The organism is Pseudoalteromonas sp. NSLLW218 (assembly GCF_015864775.1).
Taxonomy (GTDB): Bacteria; Pseudomonadota; Gammaproteobacteria; order Enterobacterales; family Alteromonadaceae; genus Pseudoalteromonas.
In genome coordinates this window covers 1-19,653 of sequence record NZ_JADYWO010000013.1, presented here as the reverse complement: position 1 = coordinate 19,653, position 19,653 = coordinate 1, and the positions used below count along the sequence as shown (strand labels likewise).

The 19,653-nt window shown below is 39.4% G+C and carries 17 protein-coding genes and 1 rRNA gene; 14 read left to right on the top strand and 4 right to left on the bottom strand.

What is annotated here, in order from left to right:
* The first annotated feature begins 88 nt into the window (after positions 1-88).
* The 8 genes from ribD to I6E80_RS17445 all read left to right on the top strand — a co-directional run bounded on the left by ribD (position 89) and on the right by I6E80_RS17445 (position 8,655).
* Positions 89-1,213 carry a bifunctional diaminohydroxyphosphoribosylaminopyrimidine deaminase/5-amino-6-(5-phosphoribosylamino)uracil reductase RibD gene (gene ribD / locus I6E80_RS17480; RefSeq protein ID WP_197186088.1) on the top strand — a complete coding sequence of 375 codons (1,125 nt, stop codon included), beginning with the start codon at positions 89-91 and terminating at the stop codon, positions 1,211-1,213.
* 27 nt (positions 1,214-1,240) lie between these two features.
* Positions 1,241-1,894: a riboflavin synthase gene (locus I6E80_RS17475; RefSeq protein WP_024599864.1), complete on the top strand. Its 654-nt coding sequence runs from the start codon at positions 1,241-1,243 to the stop codon at positions 1,892-1,894.
* A 29-nt stretch (positions 1,895-1,923) separates the two neighbouring features.
* Complete coding sequence (gene ribBA, locus I6E80_RS17470; RefSeq protein ID WP_024599863.1) at positions 1,924-3,036, top strand: bifunctional 3,4-dihydroxy-2-butanone-4-phosphate synthase/GTP cyclohydrolase II; 1,113 nt, start codon at positions 1,924-1,926, stop codon at positions 3,034-3,036.
* Positions 3,037-3,137: 101 nt separating this feature from the next.
* Positions 3,138-3,602, top strand: a complete 465-nt coding sequence (gene ribE / locus I6E80_RS17465; RefSeq protein WP_002961753.1) for a 6,7-dimethyl-8-ribityllumazine synthase — start codon at positions 3,138-3,140, stop codon at positions 3,600-3,602.
* Positions 3,603-3,617: 15 nt separating this feature from the next.
* Positions 3,618-4,028, top strand: a complete 411-nt coding sequence (nusB, locus tag I6E80_RS17460; RefSeq protein ID WP_024599862.1) for a transcription antitermination factor NusB — start codon at positions 3,618-3,620, stop codon at positions 4,026-4,028.
* A gap of 45 nt (positions 4,029-4,073) precedes the next feature.
* Positions 4,074-5,048 carry a thiamine-phosphate kinase gene (gene thiL / locus I6E80_RS17455; protein ID WP_024599861.1) on the top strand — a complete coding sequence of 325 codons (975 nt, stop codon included), beginning with the start codon at positions 4,074-4,076 and terminating at the stop codon, positions 5,046-5,048.
* Positions 5,045-5,530 (top strand): phosphatidylglycerophosphatase A, encoded by a 486-nt coding sequence (locus tag I6E80_RS17450; protein ID WP_024599860.1) that lies wholly within the window; start codon positions 5,045-5,047, stop codon positions 5,528-5,530. The genes thiL and I6E80_RS17450 overlap by 4 nt, the downstream gene beginning before the upstream one ends.
* Before the next feature lie 38 nt (positions 5,531-5,568).
* Complete coding sequence (locus I6E80_RS17445) at positions 5,569-8,655, top strand: ligand-binding sensor domain-containing diguanylate cyclase (RefSeq protein WP_024599859.1); 3,087 nt, start codon at positions 5,569-5,571, stop codon at positions 8,653-8,655.
* A gap of 73 nt (positions 8,656-8,728) precedes the next feature.
* Here the strand turns inward: I6E80_RS17445 and dxs are convergent, their stop codons facing one another.
* The 3 genes from dxs to I6E80_RS17430 form a co-directional block, all read right to left on the bottom strand.
* Entirely contained in the window at positions 8,729-10,591 is a 1,863-nt protein-coding gene (dxs, locus tag I6E80_RS17440; protein WP_197186087.1) for a 1-deoxy-D-xylulose-5-phosphate synthase, read from the bottom strand.
* Between the two features lie 106 nt (positions 10,592-10,697).
* Complete coding sequence (gene ispA / locus I6E80_RS17435; protein WP_024599857.1) at positions 10,698-11,585, bottom strand: (2E,6E)-farnesyl diphosphate synthase; 888 nt, start codon at positions 11,583-11,585, stop codon at positions 10,698-10,700.
* A 2-nt stretch (positions 11,586-11,587) separates the two neighbouring features.
* On the bottom strand, positions 11,588-11,830 hold the full coding sequence (locus I6E80_RS17430) for an exodeoxyribonuclease VII small subunit (protein WP_024599856.1): 243 nt from the start codon (positions 11,828-11,830) through the stop codon (positions 11,588-11,590).
* Positions 11,831-12,151: 321 nt separating this feature from the next.
* Between I6E80_RS17430 and pomA the strand changes: the two genes are divergently transcribed.
* The 4 genes from pomA to I6E80_RS17410 all read left to right on the top strand — a co-directional run bounded on the left by pomA (position 12,152) and on the right by I6E80_RS17410 (position 16,547).
* Positions 12,152-12,919: a flagellar motor protein PomA gene (gene pomA / locus I6E80_RS17425; RefSeq protein ID WP_024597197.1), complete on the top strand. Its 768-nt coding sequence runs from the start codon at positions 12,152-12,154 to the stop codon at positions 12,917-12,919.
* Positions 12,920-12,921: 2 nt separating this feature from the next.
* Positions 12,922-13,842, top strand: a complete 921-nt coding sequence (locus I6E80_RS17420; protein WP_024597196.1) for a flagellar motor protein MotB — start codon at positions 12,922-12,924, stop codon at positions 13,840-13,842.
* Positions 13,843-14,054: 212 nt separating this feature from the next.
* Entirely contained in the window at positions 14,055-14,561 is a 507-nt protein-coding gene (locus I6E80_RS17415; RefSeq protein WP_024599855.1) for a hypothetical protein, read from the top strand.
* 45 nt (positions 14,562-14,606) lie between these two features.
* Positions 14,607-16,547, top strand: coding sequence for a DNA topoisomerase III (locus I6E80_RS17410; RefSeq protein ID WP_197186086.1), 1,941 nt, complete (start codon positions 14,607-14,609; stop codon positions 16,545-16,547).
* Positions 16,548-16,685: 138 nt separating this feature from the next.
* On the opposite strand, the gene I6E80_RS17405 is transcribed toward I6E80_RS17410, so the two are convergent.
* Entirely contained in the window at positions 16,686-17,996 is a 1,311-nt protein-coding gene (locus I6E80_RS17405; RefSeq protein WP_024599841.1) for a M20 family metallopeptidase, read from the bottom strand.
* Between the two features lie 111 nt (positions 17,997-18,107).
* Between I6E80_RS17405 and I6E80_RS17400 the strand changes: the two genes are divergently transcribed.
* Both I6E80_RS17400 and I6E80_RS17395 read left to right on the top strand, forming a co-directional pair.
* Complete coding sequence (locus tag I6E80_RS17400; protein WP_197186085.1) at positions 18,108-18,965, top strand: tetratricopeptide repeat protein; 858 nt, start codon at positions 18,108-18,110, stop codon at positions 18,963-18,965.
* 620 nt (positions 18,966-19,585) lie between these two features.
* Positions 19,586-19,653, top strand: a 16S ribosomal RNA gene (locus tag I6E80_RS17395); the annotation flags it as partial.

Sequence of the window (19,653 nt, the reverse complement as noted above, 5' to 3'; positions counted from 1 at the left end):
ATAGCTATATGTCATAATTTTCGCCTTGTTATTACGCTATTTTCTTAGCGCTATAATAGATCACTTATTTAACGCAATTGGTATAACAATGCAAAGCCAAACTACTTTTACCGAACATGACGAAATGTATATGGCACGCGCCATAGAACTTGCCAAAAAAGGCGAGTTTACTACCACGCCTAACCCTAATGTTGGCTGTGTATTAGTTAAGAATAATCAAATAATTGGCGAGGGTTTTCATCAATTAGCAGGTCAAGGCCATGCAGAAGTAAATGCACTGGCAATAGCGGGTAATAATACACAAGGTGCAACGGCTTATGTAACGCTTGAACCTTGTAGTCATTATGGGCGTACGCCACCGTGTGCTGAAGGCTTAAAAAAGGCGGGCGTTGTAAAAGTAATTGCCGCTATGGTTGATACAAACCCACAGGTTGCGGGCAAAGGCCTTAAAATACTGAGCGATGCCGGTATTGAAGTTGCTTATGGATTACTTGAATCACAAGCACGCGCACTTAACGTTGGCTTTTTTAAGCGAATGGAGCAAGGCTTACCTTATGTGACCTGTAAAATGGCAGCAAGTATAGATGGTAAAACAGCGCTTAAAAATGGACAAAGTAAGTGGATCACAAGTCCAGCGGCTCGCCAAGACGTACAATTATACCGAGCGAAAAGTTGCGCTATTTTAACTGGTGCCGATACCGTGTTAGTAGACGATGCTAAACTTAATGTGCGACTAAGCGAGTTGCCTTGCACGCTACCTACCAATTTACCGCTTCGCCAGCCCGTGCGTGTTATAATTGACTCTCAAAACCGTTTAACGCCCAACCTTGCTTTATTTAAAATCCAAAGTGATGTAATAATATTTACGACTAAGGTTGATAAATCATTGCAATGGCCGCATTTTGTAAAACATATTGAAGTATGTGAAAGCAATGGCAAAGTTGATTTGCAGGCTGTTTTAGAAAAGCTTGGGCAACTAGAGTTTAATAATGTTTGGCTTGAAGCTGGGGCAACACTTGCTGGTAAAATGACAGAGCTTGATTTAATAGATGAGTTTGTTTTTTATTTAGCGCCTAAACTCATGGGTCATGATGCAAAAAGTTTAGTTAATTTTCCTGAATTGACGAGTATGCAAAACACCGTTGATTTAACATTTAATGAATGTGCGCGCATTGGTGACGATTTACGTATCACCGCGTTAAAAACTCATTAAAATCACTTAATAAAAAAGAGTAGCGCTATGTTTACTGGGATAATAGAAGCCACAGGCAAAATTGCTTTATTACAAAAAAAACAAGGCGACTTAGCCATTCGTATCCAAAGTGCTGATCTTGATATGAAAGACGTAAAGCTAGGCGACAGCATTGCAACCAATGGCGTTTGCTTAACCGTAGTTGATAAACATATTGACGGTTTTAGTGCTGATTTATCTAACGAGACGATTGGTTTAACCGGTTTTGCTCACTATGCTTTAGGGCAAACGGTGAATCTTGAAAAAGCCATGCAACCTGTATCGCGTTTGGGCGGTCATTTAGTGTCTGGCCATGTTGATGGCATAGCAACTATTACAAGCATTACAGCAAACGCTCGAGCAACAGAATATTGGCTTACAACCGAAGAAAGTTTAATGAAATACATTCCGTACAAAGGTTCGGTATGTATTGATGGTATAAGCCTGACAGTAAACGCTGTAGAGGGCAATAAATTCAAATTAACAATTGTCCCACACACGAGTGAGCAAACCACAATTGCTCATTTTAAAGTAGGTACCCAAGTTAATTTAGAAGTCGATCAAATTGCACGTTATTTAGAGCGCCTTATAAAGGGTGCAGAGCAACCAACGGGCTCTGATATTTCGATGAGCTTACTCGCTAAAGCGGGTTTTATTAAATAACGAAACTGACAACTTACACGAGCAAATTTATGAATTTACACAGCGCGCAAGAAATCATCGATGATATTAAAGCCGGTAAAATGGTTATTTTAATGGATGATGAAGATAGAGAAAATGAAGGCGATTTAATAATAGCTGCTGAGCATATTAGCGCAGAAGCGATTAACTTTATGGCCACTCATGGCCGTGGTTTAATATGTTTAACCATGACGCAAGAGCGTTGCGAGCAACTTGATTTACCGTTAATGGTTAAAAACAATGGTGCTGCATTTTCGACTAACTTTACAATGTCGATAGAAGCATCAAAAGGTGTTACAACCGGTATTTCAGCTGCAGATAGAGCGCGTACAGTACAAGCGGCTATAGCTAAAGGCGCAGTCCCAAGTGATATTGTTCAGCCTGGTCATATTTTTCCTATTATGGCACAACCTGGTGGCGTGTTAACTCGTGCAGGACACACTGAAGCAGGTTGTGATTTAGCGCGTTTAGCTGGGCTTGAAGCATCATCTGTTATTGTTGAAATACTTAATGCCGATGGCACTATGGCACGACGCCCTGATTTAGAAGTTTTTGCGAAAGAGCACGGTATTAAAATTGGTACTATTGCTGATTTAATCGAATACCGTAACTTAAACGAAACAACAATTGAGCAAGTTGCAAAATGTAAGTTACCAACTATTCACGGTAAATTTGATTTAGTTACTTACAAAGACACAATTGACGGCCAATTACATTACGTTTTGCTTAAAGGCGATATAAAAGAGCAAGAGCCGACAAATGTACGTGTACATTTGCAAAGTACCTTTAACGATATTCTACTTTCAGATAGAAGTGCTGACCGTAGTTGGGGCCTTTCAGAAGCAATGGCTTATATTGCTAAAAACAAAGGTGCTTTAGTTATTTTAGGTAAACAAGAAAGCACTGAAGAATTAGAGGCGACTGTAAAAGCATTCGCAGCAGCTGATGCTGGCGAAAGTGTTACGCCACGTAAATTTAAAGGTACATCGCGTACTGTTGGCGTAGGCTCGCAAATACTTGCAGATCTTGGAATTAAACAAATGCGATTAATGAGTCGGCCTAAAAAGTACCATGCACTTTCGGGCTTTCATTTAGAAGTTGTTGATTACGTTGAGCCGCAATAAGCGCTCTGCTTTTAACTAGTCTATTATTTTATTTTTATGGTATGATGCGCAGCAATTTTTGCGCAATCGCAACCGCTTGAACTTATTTTTAGGGTTATCAAATGAAAATTATTGAAGGTAATAAGTACGCTCCAGGCAAGAAGTTTGCCATTGTCATTTCTCGTTTTAATGACTTTATTGGTAGCAGTCTCCTTGCAGGTGCTGTTGATGAGCTAAAACGCACTGGTGGCGTATCTGATGACGACATTACCGTTATTTATGTACCAGGCGCGGTAGAATTACCTTTAGCGGCTAAACGCGTTGCGGCAAAAAAAGAGTATGATGCAATCATCGCATTAGGCGTAGTGATCAGAGGTGGGACACCACACTTTGACCTAGTTGCTGGCGAATCAAACAAAGGTCTTGCGCAAGTATCACTTGAGTATGATATCCCGGTTGCATTTGGCGTATTAACCACAGAAAGCATTGAACAAGCAATTGAGCGTGCTGGCACCAAAATGGGCAACAAAGGCGGCGAAGCTGCTTTAGGCGCGCTTGAAATGGTTAATGTGTTAGATAAAATTTAAGTTTAAGGAATTTTTGTGAAACCAGCAGCAAGACGTAAAGCACGTATCTTAGCACTCCAAGCCGTTTATTCTTGGCAAATAAGTGGCAATCTAATTGCCGATATCGAACAACAAATGTTGATCGAGACAGACGTTACTAAAATAGATGTTGAATACTTTAAAGATTTAGCGACAGGGGTTGCTGTAAATTACAAGCAACTAGATGAAGCTGTATCACCACATTTAACACGTCCGTTTAATGACTTAGATATGGTTGAGCGCGCAATTTTACGTTTAAGCAGCTATGAACTTAAGTTCCGTGACGATGTACCTTACAAGGTTGCTATCAACGAAGGTATTGAGCTGGCCAAAATATTTGGCGCTGAAGATAGTCATAAATTTGTAAACGGTGTACTTGATAAAGCTGTTAAGCATTTACGCAAGTAAGTAACCGTTAAAGAGGGGAGCCGGCATAGGCCGGCTTTTTTGTGTATGAAGGAATTTGAATTAATTAACCGCTACTTTAAAGGTCGCGGGATCACCCGTCGTGATGTAAACCTAGGTATAGGGGATGATTGCGCTTTAGTAACCGTTCCACAAAACTGCCAACTTGCCGTTACAACAGACACTCTTGTTGCTGGCGTACACTTTTTCGATGATATTTCCCCTCGAGCATTAGGTCACAGAGCGCTTGCTGTTAACTTAAGTGACTTAGCGGCAATGGGCGCTGAGCCAACATGGGTTTCAGTTGCGTTAACTTTGCCAAGTATTGACCCACAGTGGATTGAAGAGTTTACTGAAGGCATGCATGAAATTGCTGAGTACTTTAATGTGCAAATTATAGGTGGCGATACCACACAAGGTCCATTAACTATTACTATTTGTGCTAAAGGGACTGTTCCAGAAGGTACTGCACTTCGCCGTAGTGGTGCAAAAGTAGGTGATTGGATTTATGTTACGGGTCCGCTAGGTGATGCTGGACTTGCAATTGAATCTCGCAAGCAAGGTATAAATATTGAGCCAGAGCATTTAAAGTACTTAAATAAACGCTTTGACTTTCCAACACCACGAGTTGCTGCAGGGCAGGTGTTACGAGGCCTTGCATCATCCGCTATTGATGTATCGGACGGTTTAATCGCAGATCTAAGTCATATACTAGATATGTCGCAAGTAAACGCTGTGGTGAACATTGAAAGCATTCCGACCTCAGATGCAATGCAAGCAAGCCTTGATTTTAATCAGCAGCTTCCATTTATTCTCAGTTACGGTGATGATTACGAATTAATTTTTACTGTACCTGATAGTAATAAAAGTATGTTAGATATAAAACTACGTCAGTATGGCGTAGATGCAACATGCATAGGCCAAATTAAAAGTGGCGATGGCCAAATTGAGCTTTTACACAACGGTGAAAAGTTTGATTTTAAGCAGCAAGGTTTTGAGCATTTTGCAAAGGAGCTGGTTTGAACAAAAACCGAAAGTTTAATTTAAAGCGTCCACATCAGTTTTTTGGTCTGGGCTTTGGTACTGGGTTAGCCCCTAAAGCACCTGGTACATTTGGTACATTTGCTGCACTGCCATTTATTTTTATGACTATGTATTATCCACTATGGCTGCAAATTGTGTTTGCTGTAGTGATCAGTATATTTGGTATATGGGCGTGTGGTAAAACAGCTGATGATTTAGGCGTACATGACCATCCTGCTATTGTATGGGATGAAGTGGCGGGTTATTACATTACAATGATTGGCGCAGCACTTAGCTGGCAAACATTACTCGTGGGTTTTTTGTTATTTCGCTTTTTTGATATAGCTAAACCTGGCCCAATCCGTATGCTAGATAAGCGAGTACATGGTGGTTTAGGTATTATGGCCGACGATATACTAGCGGGCATTTTTTCGCTTATATGCTTACAGGCGTTAATAAAAGTGGGTTTACTACCCTTTTAATTTTTTATATTTGATTTGTTTAACTAGGTGGCAGCAATATGATGCGATTTTTACTGGTTTGTGTACTGATGTTGTGCGCGACACCAAGTTGGGCTTCAATTACTGATTACGTAGTTAAGCAATGGAATATAAAAGATGGTTTACCTTCGCAATCGCTTAAAAGCGTAGTACAAGACCAGCAAGGATATATGTGGCTTGGTACTCAGTTTGGCTTAAGTCGTTTTGATGGTACAACATTTACAAACTACAATACGCAGAATAGCCCATTCTTGCCTAGTAATGGTATTAATAAACTTTTAGTCGATTCAAGTGGTTTGTTGTGGGTGGGTACCAAAAGTGGTTTAGTAGTTATTAATCCAGCCACATTTGCAGCGCAAGAGTTTAATATTAAAGGTCCAGTAAGAGATATTCTTGAGGACTCTAAAGGCAGCATATGGATTGCAGCCAATGGTTTGTACTATGTAGATAGAGGGCAAGTTGATTTACGCACTCAAGTAAATGGACCCCTACCTATTGTAAATGCTACCGTAATTACCCAAATTGTTGGCTCTGTTAGCCAAATGGCACTCTCTCCTGAAGGTATTTGGCTGGTTAACGATCGTCATTTATTACGCCTTACAAAAAATTCATCTGATTTTTCTAAACTACGTTTAGAACTTACCGCTAAAATATCGTTACCAGAGCGCTTAGCGCAAACCATAGTGCACGATTTATCATTCTTAAATGGTAATTTGTATATAGCCTCTGAGCTAGGTGCATACTTTTTAGATTTAGATGACGAACTAAGACCTTTTCCTTTACCTAATGCAAATAACTCAGCCGTTTATAAGTTTATGAGTGATACCGATGGTGGGTTGTGGGTCTCAACTTACGGGCGGTTATTGTTCAGAGATAAAACTGGTGAGTGGCAATGGGTAGAGCCAAGCCAACTTGATCAAAGCATATGGTTTGCTGATATTTTTAGAGATGATAAAAATAACGTTTGGTTAGCAAGTTTTAGTGAAGGCTTATGGCTTGCCCACGAAGGGCGAGTAGAAAGGCATTCAGCAGTTTCAAATATGACCGAATCTGTTATGGCTATTAGCCAAGCTCCCGATGGAAAACTGTGGGTTGCTAACAAAAGTGGCATTGGTTATTTCGATTTAGATAAAAGTTTTATTAATTTAGTTCCAAGTAGTAAATATGGATACGCGTCAGTACACGATCTCCAATTTGACGGTGAGCGATTATATATAGCCACTGGGCGCGGCTTATTTGTTTTTGAAAACAAGACACTCTATACAGTCCCTGGTCGAGCGCTTCGCGATAACCCGGTATTTGCAATAAGTCGCTCTAGTAAAGGCGGTTTTTGGATTGGTACAGGACGTGGTTTATACCGATTAAATTATGCTGGTTTAACACCTTTTGCATATAACGCTTTTTTAGGTAGTAAGTTTATTACCTACGTATTGGATAAAACAAATTTTGGTGTGATTGGTACTAGTAAAGGCGCATATTACTTTACAGACCGTGGCATTGAAAAAATTGGTGACCAAACAACACTTGAAAGTGCATACGTAACTAGCGTGCTACATATAGATGGCGTGGGTATTTTAATTGGCTCTCTTAACGATGGGCTTTTTTACAGAAGTACACAAGGGCAGTGGCGCCAACTCGATGCAGCTAATGGTTTACCGTATGGTTCTATATTCAGCCTAGAATATGATGAAAAGTTAAAACATGTTTGGGTAAGCACCATGAAAGGTGTTTACAGAATGCCTGTAGCGCAATTTAAAACAGAGATAAAAAGCTTAAAAGTTGAAGAAGTAATTTCATCTTTTGACCGCCAACTCGATGGTAAAGCGAATCAATGTTGTAGTGGACTAGGGCATGATGCAGTAGCTGACACTGGCAATTCTATTTGGTATCCAAGCTTACAAGGTGTTGTTGAAATCCCTAAAAATGTAGAGCTATTTGGCGTGCTGGCATTAAAGCCAACAATTGAAACAATAACAACACCACTTCGTCATTTAACCACCGCTGCACTTGGTAAAAAACCATCATTAGAGACAGACGAACGTGATATAACGCTTACTTACACTGCTATTGATTACTATGCACCAAACAGTATTGAATTTAGATATAAACTAAGTGGCTTAGATAGTGACTGGCGCTATGCTAATACTCGACGTGAAGCTATTTATACTAACTTACCTCCAGGTTCGTTTTTGTTTCAATTAGAAGCAAAACGCCAGGGTGAAGACTGGGCTAAAGCACAAGAGGTAGAGTACGGTTTTGTAGTGCCTGAGCGCTTTGATGAAACCATTTACTTTAGGCTTTTAATTACCAGTGGCTTTATTTTGCTTTTTTATCTCATTTTTTGGGTGTTTAGAGCGCAAGAGCGCAGAAAACAAGAAGCATTAGAGGGCTTGATCACCGAGCGTACCCTAGAGCTTCGTCAAGCTAATGATAAATTAGGCCAAGTGAATTCACAGCTTAAATTAGTTAGTCACTCAGATGAGCTAACAGGGCTTCGTAGTCGTCGCTTTTTGTTTGATCAACTCCCTAAAGATATTGAACACTTTCAACGTAATTCACAATCGCTGCAGGCACAAGGCAAGTCACTGGTGCTGGTAATTATTAACTTTGATAACTTCAGTCGTATTAACGATGCCTACGGCCCAATTGCTGGTGATAGCTGCTTACAACAAATGGCTGCATTATTAAATTCACGTACGCAGGGCTCTGACTATGTGGCGCGTTGGAGTGGTGATGAGTTTTTATTATTATTACGTGACTTCAAATGTAATAAAATAGACAGCTACGCAGCGGATCTTTGTAAAGTAATCGCGGCTAATTCATTCCAATTACCAAATGGAAAAACAACTAATATTACAGCTTCAATTGGGTGGTCATTCTATCCGTTACCACTTCTAGGTGGGCAGGTAATTAGTTGGGAGACATCTATTAACCTAGCGGATATTTCACTGCACCAAGTTAAAAAGCGCGGTGGTGATGGTGTTGCAAACATTACGTTTGATGATCAGCTTGATGCATTTGAGTTTGAACAAAATTCTAACGTTGATCAACAATTGGGTATTTTACAAAGTAATGGTTTAGCTGATATTAAAGTGTGGATGCGCTGATGAGCAATATTTGACATTAAAAAAGGAGCCTAGGCTCCTTTTTTAATGTGCTGAACTTTAGATGTATAGGAAGTTAATTTATAAATGCTTTAATAGCAGTTAATATACCTTGCTCGCCTAGTCCCATTTCATTGTGCATTTCATCTTGGGTGCCGTGTTTAATAAACTCATCAGGAATACCTAAGTTAAGGATATTAATATTAGCTTTTAGCGTTGCTAAAAATTCGTTAACTGCAGAGCCGGCACCGCCAGCAATCGCATTATCTTCAAGCGTAACAATTACATCGTGGCTAGTTGCAAGCTCATTTAAAAGTGCAGTATCAAGTGGTTTAATAAAACGCATATTAACAAGCGTTGCATCTAATTCATCTGCAGCAAGCTGTGCATTTTCAAGTAATGTACCGAACGATAAAATGGCAATTTTACTGCCTTCCTTAATTGTATCCGCCTTACCTATTTCAAGTAGTTGCATAGTGCTTTCAATGTCTGCAGTACCTGCACTACCTCGAGGGTAACGAACTGCAACAGGGCAGTTTGCTTTATAACCGGTGTAAAGCATTTGGCGGCATTCGTTGGTATCGCTTGGTGCCATAATTATCATATTTGGAATGCAGCGCATAAAGCTTAAATCGTACGCACCTTGATGAGTTTCACCGTCGGCTCCAACAATACCTGCGCGGTCAATGGCAAATAATACAGGTAAGTTTTGCAGTGCAACATCATGTATTAATTGGTCATACGCACGTTGTAAAAAGCTTGAGTAAATAGCAACAACAGGTTTTAAACCTTCACAGGCAAAGCCAGCGGCTAAAGTAACGGCATGCTGTTCAGCAATAGCTACATCAAAGTATTGATCTGGATGCTCTTTAGAAAAACGTACCATGCCTGAACCTTCGCGCATTGCAGGCGTGATAGCCATTAACTTGCTGTCTTGTTCGGCCATATCGCATAACCAATCGCCGAATACTTTTGAAAAAGTAGCAGCACTAGGTTTAGATTTAGGAAGACTAGTTGTGCTCGGATCGAATTTTGGTACACCATGGTAGCCAATAGGATCGGCTTCAGCCGGTTTGTAGCCCTTACCTTTTTGCGTTTTTATATGTAAAAGCTGTGGGCCTTTTAAATTACGCATATTACGCAGCGTATCAACAAGCATGTTTACATCGTGACCATCAATGGGACCAATGTAATTTAGGCCTAATTCTTCAAAGAAGGTACCCGGGATCATCATACCTTTAATGTGCTCTTCCATTTTACTGGCAAGTTGCTTTACCGGAGGCACTCCTGAGAGTAACTTTTTACTACCTTCACGAATGTTTGTATAAAAGCTACCTGATAAAATTCGAGCAAAGTGATTTGTTAATGCGCCAACATTTTCAGAAATCGACATTTCGTTATCATTTAAAATAATAAGCATGTCTGATTTTACATCACCTAAATGATTCATTGCTTCAAATGCCATGCCTGCGGTTATAGCTCCATCACCAATAATGGCTACAGACTTTCGACCTTTACCTTCTTTTTGTGCGGCAATAGACATACCTAAAGCAGCTGAAATAGAGGTGCTCGAATGGCCTACGCTAAACGTATCGTATTGGCTTTCATCACGAAAAGGAAAAGGGTGCAAACCGTCTTTTTGGCGAATAGTGTGCATTTGGTCGCGACGACCAGTAAGGATTTTATGCGGATAAGCTTGATGACCCACATCCCAAACTAGGCGATCATCTGGAGTGTTATAAACATAATGCAGCGCAACGGTTAGTTCAACCGTCCCTAAACCAGAAGCTAGATGACCGCTACTTTGCGATACTGAGTTGAGTAAATAATCGCGCAGCTCATTGCTAAATGCAGGGAGTTTGTCTTGCGCTAAGTCGCGCAATTGGGCTGGCTCGTCAACCAAATTAAGTAATGGATACTTGCTACTATCAAGTGTCATGGTTTTATTTATATCCTTCGCTAACATTAATTTGATTCAAAGCTATTACGAATAATTAATGTTGGGTAATAATGTCAGTGCTAATTGCAATACGTATGAGCAAAAATTAGTGGTCACGCTCAATTAGATAATTTGCTAGCGACGCAAGAAGTGTTGTGTCAGCATCTATATTTGCCAACGCTTCATGGGCTTGTTGTATTAAATTCTGCGCCTTTACTTTAGCGCCTAGCATACCTAATAACGCCGGATATGTCGCTTTATTCGCGGCAATATCGGAGCCTTGCGGCTTACCTAAAGTAACCGTATCGCCTTCAACATCTAAAATGTCGTCGTGTACTTGAAATGCTAGCCCTATAGCATACCCAAAAACACTTAAGTTTTCTAAGGTTTGTTGATCTGCCTTTTCACTGCACAGTGCACCAAGTGTAATTGCGCAATTAATTAGAGCCCCAGTTTTTAGTTTATGTATTCGCTCAAGCTCTTGTACGGTAATTACTTTATCCGTAGCAGCTATATCGAGGCCTTGTCCGCCAACCATACCTTGTAGACCTGATGCTTGGGCTAATTGTGCAATCATTTTTACTTGTGTTTGTGATGAGCATTCAAATTTGTGATTTGCAATAAGCTCAAAGGCAAGAGTTTGTAGAGCATCACCGGCTAAAATTGCGTTTGCCTCGCCAAATTCTATGTGACAAGTAGGGCGTCCGCGACGTAAATCGTCATCGTCCATTGCAGGTAAGTCGTCATGAACTAACGAATAGCTATGAATGCACTCAATTGCAGCAGCAAGTACGTTTAAGTCTTGTTGGTTTGCGCCTAGCATTTTACCTGTGGCATAAACTAAAAATGGACGTAATCTTTTACCCCCATTAAATAATCCATACTGGGTGGCGTTCTTTACAGTTTCTTCTGTATCGAGAGGCTGTTTAAAATGCAGTTGTAAAGTTGCTACTACATCTTTTTGAGCACGTTCAATATGATTTTTTATGCTCACAGCTATTCCATATCACTATCAAAATTTGTAAGTACTGACTTTTCGCCATTCCCCATCAAAATTGATACTTTTTGCTCTGCTTGCTGTAATTTCCCTGATGAAGCACTTGCTAATGCAATTCCACGCTCAAATTGCTTTAACGATTGCTCAAGCGATAAGTCACCTTGTTCCATGTCACTAACGATTGTAGATAATTCTTCTAGTGCTTGTTCGAAACTTAAGTTTTCAGGTTTTTTAGTCGCCATCTTTATTTCAGCTTACATAATAAATTTAGGGGTCAATTTTAGGGGGAATGCTAAACTAGGTCAAAGGATGATATTGGTTTTTTACCTTTATCACGTTAAATTATATTTCAAGTGCATTAATAAAGCCTTAATAGCGGTCTGTTGATTTAATAAATCAATTGATAATTAGGTAGCCTCTATAACTTGATCTAAGATAGTGCTAAAGGCTGCTTTTTATGTTTATTTATAAAAATGGCTTAAGCAATTCAATATGTTGCCGATAAGCAGTTAATAATAAAAGTTTATGATAAGGCCATTAAGCATGAAACTTCTGGAGGATATGTGGATTTAGCAACCATAATTGGGATCCTAGGCGCAATTGGCTTAATTGTCATGTCTATGTTTATGAGTAGTAGCGGCGAAATGGCTATGTTTGCCGATGCCCCTTCAAGTGTAATTGTATTTGGTGGTTCGCTCTTTATTGTTTTATCAAACTTCACCATGTCGCAATTTTTGGGGATAGGTAAAGTTGTTGCTAAAGCGTTTATGTTTAAAATTGAAACGCCAGAAGAACTTATTGAAAAAGCTGTAGAGCTTGCTGATTCAGCTCGTAAAGGAGGCTTTTTAGCACTCGAAGAAGCTGAAATCCCAAATCCATTTATGCGCAAAGGCGTCGACATGCTTGTTGACGGACATGATGCAGATGTAGTTCGCGCTACACTTCAAAAAGATATTTCTCTAACCACGACTCGCCATGAAATGGGCGCAGGTTTATTTAAGTCATTAGCCGATATAGCACCAGCAATGGGAATGATTGGCACCCTAATTGGCTTAGTTGCAATGTTATCTAACATGGATGACCCAAAAGCAATTGGCCCGGCAATGGCGGTAGCACTATTAACAACTTTATATGGCGCGTTTTTAGCTAATGTTGTAGCAATCCCAATTCAGGTAAAACTTGAACTGCGTAAAGACGAAGAAGCTATGAATCAACGTTTAATTTTAGATGCTATTTTAGGTATTCAAGATGGTCAAAATCCAAAAGTAATCGAAGGTATTTTGAAAAATTACTTAGCTGAATCTAAGCGCAAAGTAGATACCGAGGAGTAACTATGTCTGATCAAGAGTGCAAATGTCCACCACCAGGCTTACCTGCATGGATGGGAACTTTTGCCGATTTAATGTCATTATTAATGTGCTTCTTTGTACTCTTGCTTGCGTTTTCAGAAATGGATGTACTTAAATTTAAACAAATAGCAGGCTCAATGAAGTTTGCTTTTGGTGTACAGAATAAAATTGAAGTAAAAGATATCCCCAAAGGTACCTCTGTTATTGCCATGGAGTTTACTCCAGGTAAACCAGAACCAACCCCAATAGAAACCATTCAGCAACAAACTGTAGAAATGACCCAGCAAATGCTTGAATTTCAAGCAGGTGATGAAAGCTCCGCTGGTGGTAGGCAAGAGCAGCGAGGAGATAAACGAGGGGGGGAATCTCGTAGCACATCGCAAGAACAATCGTCAGAGCAAGCAACTTCAGCTGCCGATCAGGAACAAACTAACGAGCTTGTTAAAAAAATAGCGCAGCAGCTTGAAAAGCAAATTATAGATGGTGCAATAGAGCTTGAATCTTTAGGGCAGCAAATTATTATTCGTATTCGTGAAAATGGTTCATTTCCCTCAGGGAGTGCGTTTTTACAACCTAAGTTTAAACCTATTATTCAAGATATTGGTGTGCTGTTAAAGGATGTACCTGGTGAAATTACTGTTTCGGGACATACCGACGATTTTCAGGTTTCAAATGAGTTATATATTAATAATTGGGACTTATCGTCAAAGCGTGCTGTAGCAGTAGCAAGCGAACTGCAAACAGTGCAAGGGTTTGATAAAAATCGGATGATGGTAGTAGGGCGCGCTGATACTCGTCCACTTGTTCCAAACGATTCAAATGAAGATCGCCGAAGAAACCGTCGGGTAGAAATATCAATCCTGCAAGGTAAGGCTAAAGAGTCTGCTCCTATTGATGTGCGCTAAGTTATTGCTTGTGTTATATTTCACTATGTTTGTTTTAATTTAAGGTACTTAATTGCCTTAAGTATCTTGGCAATTTCATCATTTTAGCTTACAGTACATTTCCTTAACATATGTAATGGAGTGCCTGTGAAAATAATCAATAAATATTGCGACATGCCGGGTAATGGTGATGGTACTGATGACGATAAAAAAACAAAATAGGGCAGAGTATTTTGCCTGAATGGTTTTTATATATTGTTAGTATTTTAAGCAAAAGCTGGGTTTTAATGCTAAGTCCGGCTATTTTTATATTTTTTGTATTTAAAGATCGCCTAGCCTTTCGATTTGTATTACTTACCGCAGCTTTTTTCCTCTTTGGTAACCTAACTGCTTCAAGCCTACGAGCGTTTGATGACATTTATATTTATCGTTATTTAGTTTGGGCGATCACAGATATTATTTGGATGGCACTCATAGCTTACTGGGGTATAAAGGATAAAGTTTATTTATGGCAATGTGTTATTGGGCAACTAGTTGTTATTGGCGCACCTATATTACAACTATTCCGATTAGTTGATCGCCATTTGTGGGATTTAGCTTACAGTACCGTTATTTATCAGACCCTAATGCCATTTATCAATATTGCCACGGTGGTTGTATGCTATTTACCTTTAATTATCCTTTTCACTAAGCAAGGTAGTGTAAGGTCAAAAATAGAAAACTCCCCACCTTCAAAATAGCTGTGCTAAACTACTGTTTATATAAACAGTGAGTGAGCGACTCCCATGAAACTCTACATTGCAGAAAAACCATCACTAGGCAGAGCAATTGCTGATGCCTTACCAAAACCACATAAAAAACATGATGGTTATATAGAAGTCGCTAATGGCGATTGTGTATCGTGGTGTATTGGGCATTTGCTAGAACAAGCAGAACCCGATGACTATGATGAGTGCTTTAAAAAATGGCAGTTTGAACACTTACCTATAATACCTGAACAGTGGAAGTTAAAAGCCAAAACCAAAACTCGCAAACAGCTCACTGTTTTAAAAAAATTAATTAAACAGGCCTCGCAACTTATTCACGCTGGCGATCCAGACCGTGAAGGCCAGCTACTAGTCGATCAAGTAATAGAAGAAGCCAAAATAAGTCAGGCTAAAAAGCAGAGTACGCAACGTTTACTCATTAGTGATTTAAATTTGTCCGCAGTAAAAAAATCACTGGGTACTATGCGCTCTAATCGAGATTTTATTCCGTTAAGTGTATCTGCCTTAGCGCGCTCCCGTGCTGATTGGCTATTTGGTATGAATTTAACGCGTGCATATACGTTAGCAGGGCAAAAAGCAGGGTTTGGTAATGTACTTTCGGTAGGGCGAGTACAAACCCCTATTCTAGGTCTTGTTGTTAATAGAGATAACGAAATAGCACACTTTGTGTCTAGGCCTTTTTACGATGTATTAGCGCATTTGCTTACTCCAGATAATCAACCTTTCGCTGCTAAGTGGATCCCTAGTAAAGCATGTGAGCCACACCAAGATGAAGAAGGGCGAATACTTAATAAAGCACTTGCAGAAAATGTTGCATCACGTATTACAAAGCAAAATGCTGAGCTTACGGCACTTGAGCAAAAACAAAAAAAGCAAAGTGCTCCATTACCTTATAATTTATCTGCTCTGCAAATAGATGCAGCTAAAGCATTTGGCATGCCTGCTCAAAAAGTGTTAGATATTTGCCAAATACTTTATGAACGACATAAATTAATAACTTACCCGCGTTCAGATAATCGTTATTTACCCAAAGATCACCATCAAGAAGCATCCGCTATTTTTAAGGCAATAATTGCTAATGGTGGTCAAAGTAGTGAATTAGTAAATGGGGCTGATGTAAAAAAGCGTAGTAAATGTTTTAACGATTCAAAAGTGGCTGCGCATCATGCCATTGTGCCAACAGCTAAACAGTTAAAGTCAGCGAGTTTGAGCGGTGACGAAGCGAAGGTATATCAATTAATAAGCCGCCATTACTTAATTCAGTTTTATCCCGACTATATATATAACGAAACTAAAGCAGAGATAACAATTGCTGGCGGATTATTTAAAGCAAATGCAAAACAAGATGTAAGCTTAGGCTTTAAGGTATTAATGGGTAAGTCTGAACTAAAAGATGAAGCTACGTTACCTCCTTTAACAAAAGGTATGTCTCTTTTTTGTGAGCAAGGCGAAGTAGTCGAAAAGCATACATCACCCCCTGCTTATTTTACCGATGCTACATTATTGGCTGCGATGACGGGCATTAGCCGTTACGTTAAAGATCCACAAATTAAAAAAGTATTAAAAGACACAGATGGTTTAGGTACGGAGGCAACACGTGCGGGAATAATTGAGTTGCTATTTAAACGGCGTTTTTTAAAGCGTGAAGGTAAGTCAATTAGAGCGACCGAAACAGGGCTTGCACTTATTAGCGTATTACCGCAAGGTTTAGCGAGTCCTGATTTAACCGCAAAGTGGGAATCGAGTTTAGGTGATATTGCGCAGCAAGTAATGAGTTATCAGCAATTTTTGCAACCGTTACTGGCTGATCTAAATGGGTTTGTACAATTAGCAGCAAACTGTGATAACAATGCATTTGCAAGGTTGCCAAAAATCTCACCTAAAAAACGTTTTGCTAAACGAGGTGGAAAAGCGACCTTTAAAAAGTCGAGTTATAAAAAAAGCTCTGTTGCTTGTTAACTACAGAGCTATTTTATTAAACGATATTGCTTAATGTTGAATTGGTATTACTTAACCTGACTGGCCTATTGCAAATAGTTCAACGCAGTTAGCGCTGAAAATAGCTGCTTGAGATAGATTTATTATCCAGAATTTAGGTTACTTATTAAATAAACCAACAGCAGCGTTACTCATTGCTTTTATTCCGGTAGGAATGGCAACTTTGTAATCTGGTGCAAATTTACTAGAGTGTAGGGAAGGGAGTACTTCACCTGTTTTTATCGAATCTGCATATTGTGCTTGGTTTACGCCTCCTAGCCAAAATAAGGTAATAGGGATATTTTCATCGGTGCGTCCGTATAGGCCAAAATCTTCACCCGCCATTACAGCTTGTGTTTCAAGCACATTAGTATCACCAATTGCGCTGGCAATAGAGTGTCTAACAATATCTGTCTGTGCAGGGTTATTATAAGTAGATGGAATAGATTCATCTTCATGTACATATACTACAGGGTAGTTTGATTCATCCAATCCAGAGCTTTGTGCAATACCTGCCGTGATTCGTTTTATTGCTGTTATTTGAGCATTTCTAACATTTGGGTTATAGCTTCTGAGAGTAAGTTGTAGTTTTACTTCATCCGAAATTACATTATGTTTTGAGCCACCATGAATAGACCCCACTGTAATAACAGAAGGCTCAAGCGGTGAAAGTTCTCGGCTTGTGATTGTTTGCAGAGCAAGTACTGTGCGTGCAGCTATAATCACAGGGTCTATAGTTGTATGCGGATAAGCACCATGACCACCTTTACCTTTTATTGTAATATCAACAGAATCTACACTTGCCATAGTGTATTCATTTTTCATTGATACCTTACCAGCGGGGACGCTAGCACTTACATGCAAAGCAATTATATGATCAGGTTTTTCATATTTACTAAATAGCCCTTCATTTAACATAGCTTTAGCACCCCCACCAACTTCTTCGGCAGGCTGTGCAACCATCATCAGAGTGCCTTTCCATTGAGATTTGTGTACTATCAATTGCTCAGCAGTACCAATAAAAGAGCTCATATGAATATCGTGGCCACAACCGTGCATTACACCTACTTTCGCACCATGCTCGTCTATTACTTTAACTTTTGAGGCATAGGACTTTCCTGTCTGCTCTATAATAGGTAAGCCATCGGTGTCAGTACGGATCATTACGGTTGGACCGTTTCCGTTTTTGTAAATGCCGACAACACCAAAGCCACCTACATCACTTGTTACTTTAAAACCCAGCCGAGTTAATTTATCCGCTATTTTATTACCTGTTTCTTGTTCGTGATAAGAAAGCTCTGGCGATTGGTGTAAATCGAGGTAAAACTTTTCAATAGCTGGCATGGTTTTGCCTAAATTCAAATCGAGTCCATTTGCCTGTACAAATGGACTTGCTAATAAAAGTGCTGCACTTAGGTAAGTTAATTTCATGTTTTCCCTCATTGTTGAATATGTATACCGAGTGATTTAGGTATATGACTTGTAATTATTATGTTCACCACCATATAAAAACCTAAATAGATGAATATGGCAATCAATTCAATGAGCAACATAGTTAGTATTAATGCGCAAAACCTTCAACAAGTACTCGGTGAAACATCACAGCAAAAATTGGTGTTGCTTAACTTTTTCTCCCCTCAAAGTCCTGACTGCATCGGACAAGCTGCAATTTTAGATAAAGTAGCGGCTGAATATGCAGGCTATATAGTAGTAGCAAACCTAGATTGCGATACAGAGCAAGCACTCGCTTCTCAACTTGCGCAACAAGTTGGTCTCCAAACACTGCCTACGCTTGTATTATTAAAAGACTCTGCACCAGTAGATTTGCTTGCAGGTGTTCAAAGTGAGGCACAAATACGCGAAGCCCTAGCAAAGCATTTACCTGCGCAACAAGACTTACTGTTAGAGCAAGCAAAACAGGCGTTATTAAAGTCAGATTTAAATGCTGCATTTAATTATGCAAAGCAAGCTTATGAAATAGACAACGGCAATGCACGCATCAAATTAGTGCTTGCAGACATATGTATTCAAATTCACAAGGTAGATGAAGCCCAAGCGCTTATAAATACTATAGATGCACAAGAGCAAGATGCTTACTTTAATAATATAAAAGCAAAATGCGAAGCTGCGCTTGAAGCAAAAGACTCACCAGAGATTAAAGAAAAGCAACAACAAGTAGAAAAGTACCCAAATGACCTAGAATTAAAAGAAGAGCTCAGTATTTTACTCAATGAAGCAGGCAGAAAAGAAGAAGCATTGGATATACTATTTACAGTGCTGCAAAAAGATCTGAATTTCAATGAAGCAAAACTAAGCTTTTTAGCCATTATTGCTTCTTTACCCGATGGTGATGCCCTCGCAGCAAAATATCGTCGCAAGTTATATAGTATTTTATATTAGATTTTTATACCTATTACTTTTAAGAAGCACCTACATAAGGTGCTTTTTGCATTTTTAGGGTATTAATTAAAAGCTTTAGCAATGTTTAACTATGTAAAAGTAAGAGTTATCAACAGCATTTTGTGGGTAACTTGTGCTTATCGTGTGTGCTTGCTTGGGGCTTAATTTTAATTACTCTTTTGTGTAAATAACGCTTGCGTAAAATTCGCCGCTCCCTATAATGCGACCCCACTGAGACGGGAAACGCCAACGCATAGCGAGGCACGAACAACTCAGAGAGTTAAATGAAACTTCGGTTTTAAATCTTCCAAAAAGAAAGTTTAAAACAAAGTGTTGACTCGAAAAATAAAGGGTGTATTATTCGCATCCCTTGAGACGCTAAAGCGACTCAAAACGTTCTTTAACAATATAAAGCAATCATCTGTGTGGGCACTCGTACAGATTGAGTTCTAACAGCCAACCTACTTAGGTAGCGAGGCAAACAAATTAGAGTCTCAATTGAAAACTGAGTGACCAACAGAATAGTTATTTCGGTAATTATTCGGCACAGTCAATTCAATATCGAAAGATATTAAAATAAATTCAGAATTCATTGAGCTGTCGAAAGACATAAAACTTTTTAATTGAAGAGTTTGATCATGGCTCAGATTGAACGCTGGCGGCAGGCCTAACACATGCAAGTCGAGCG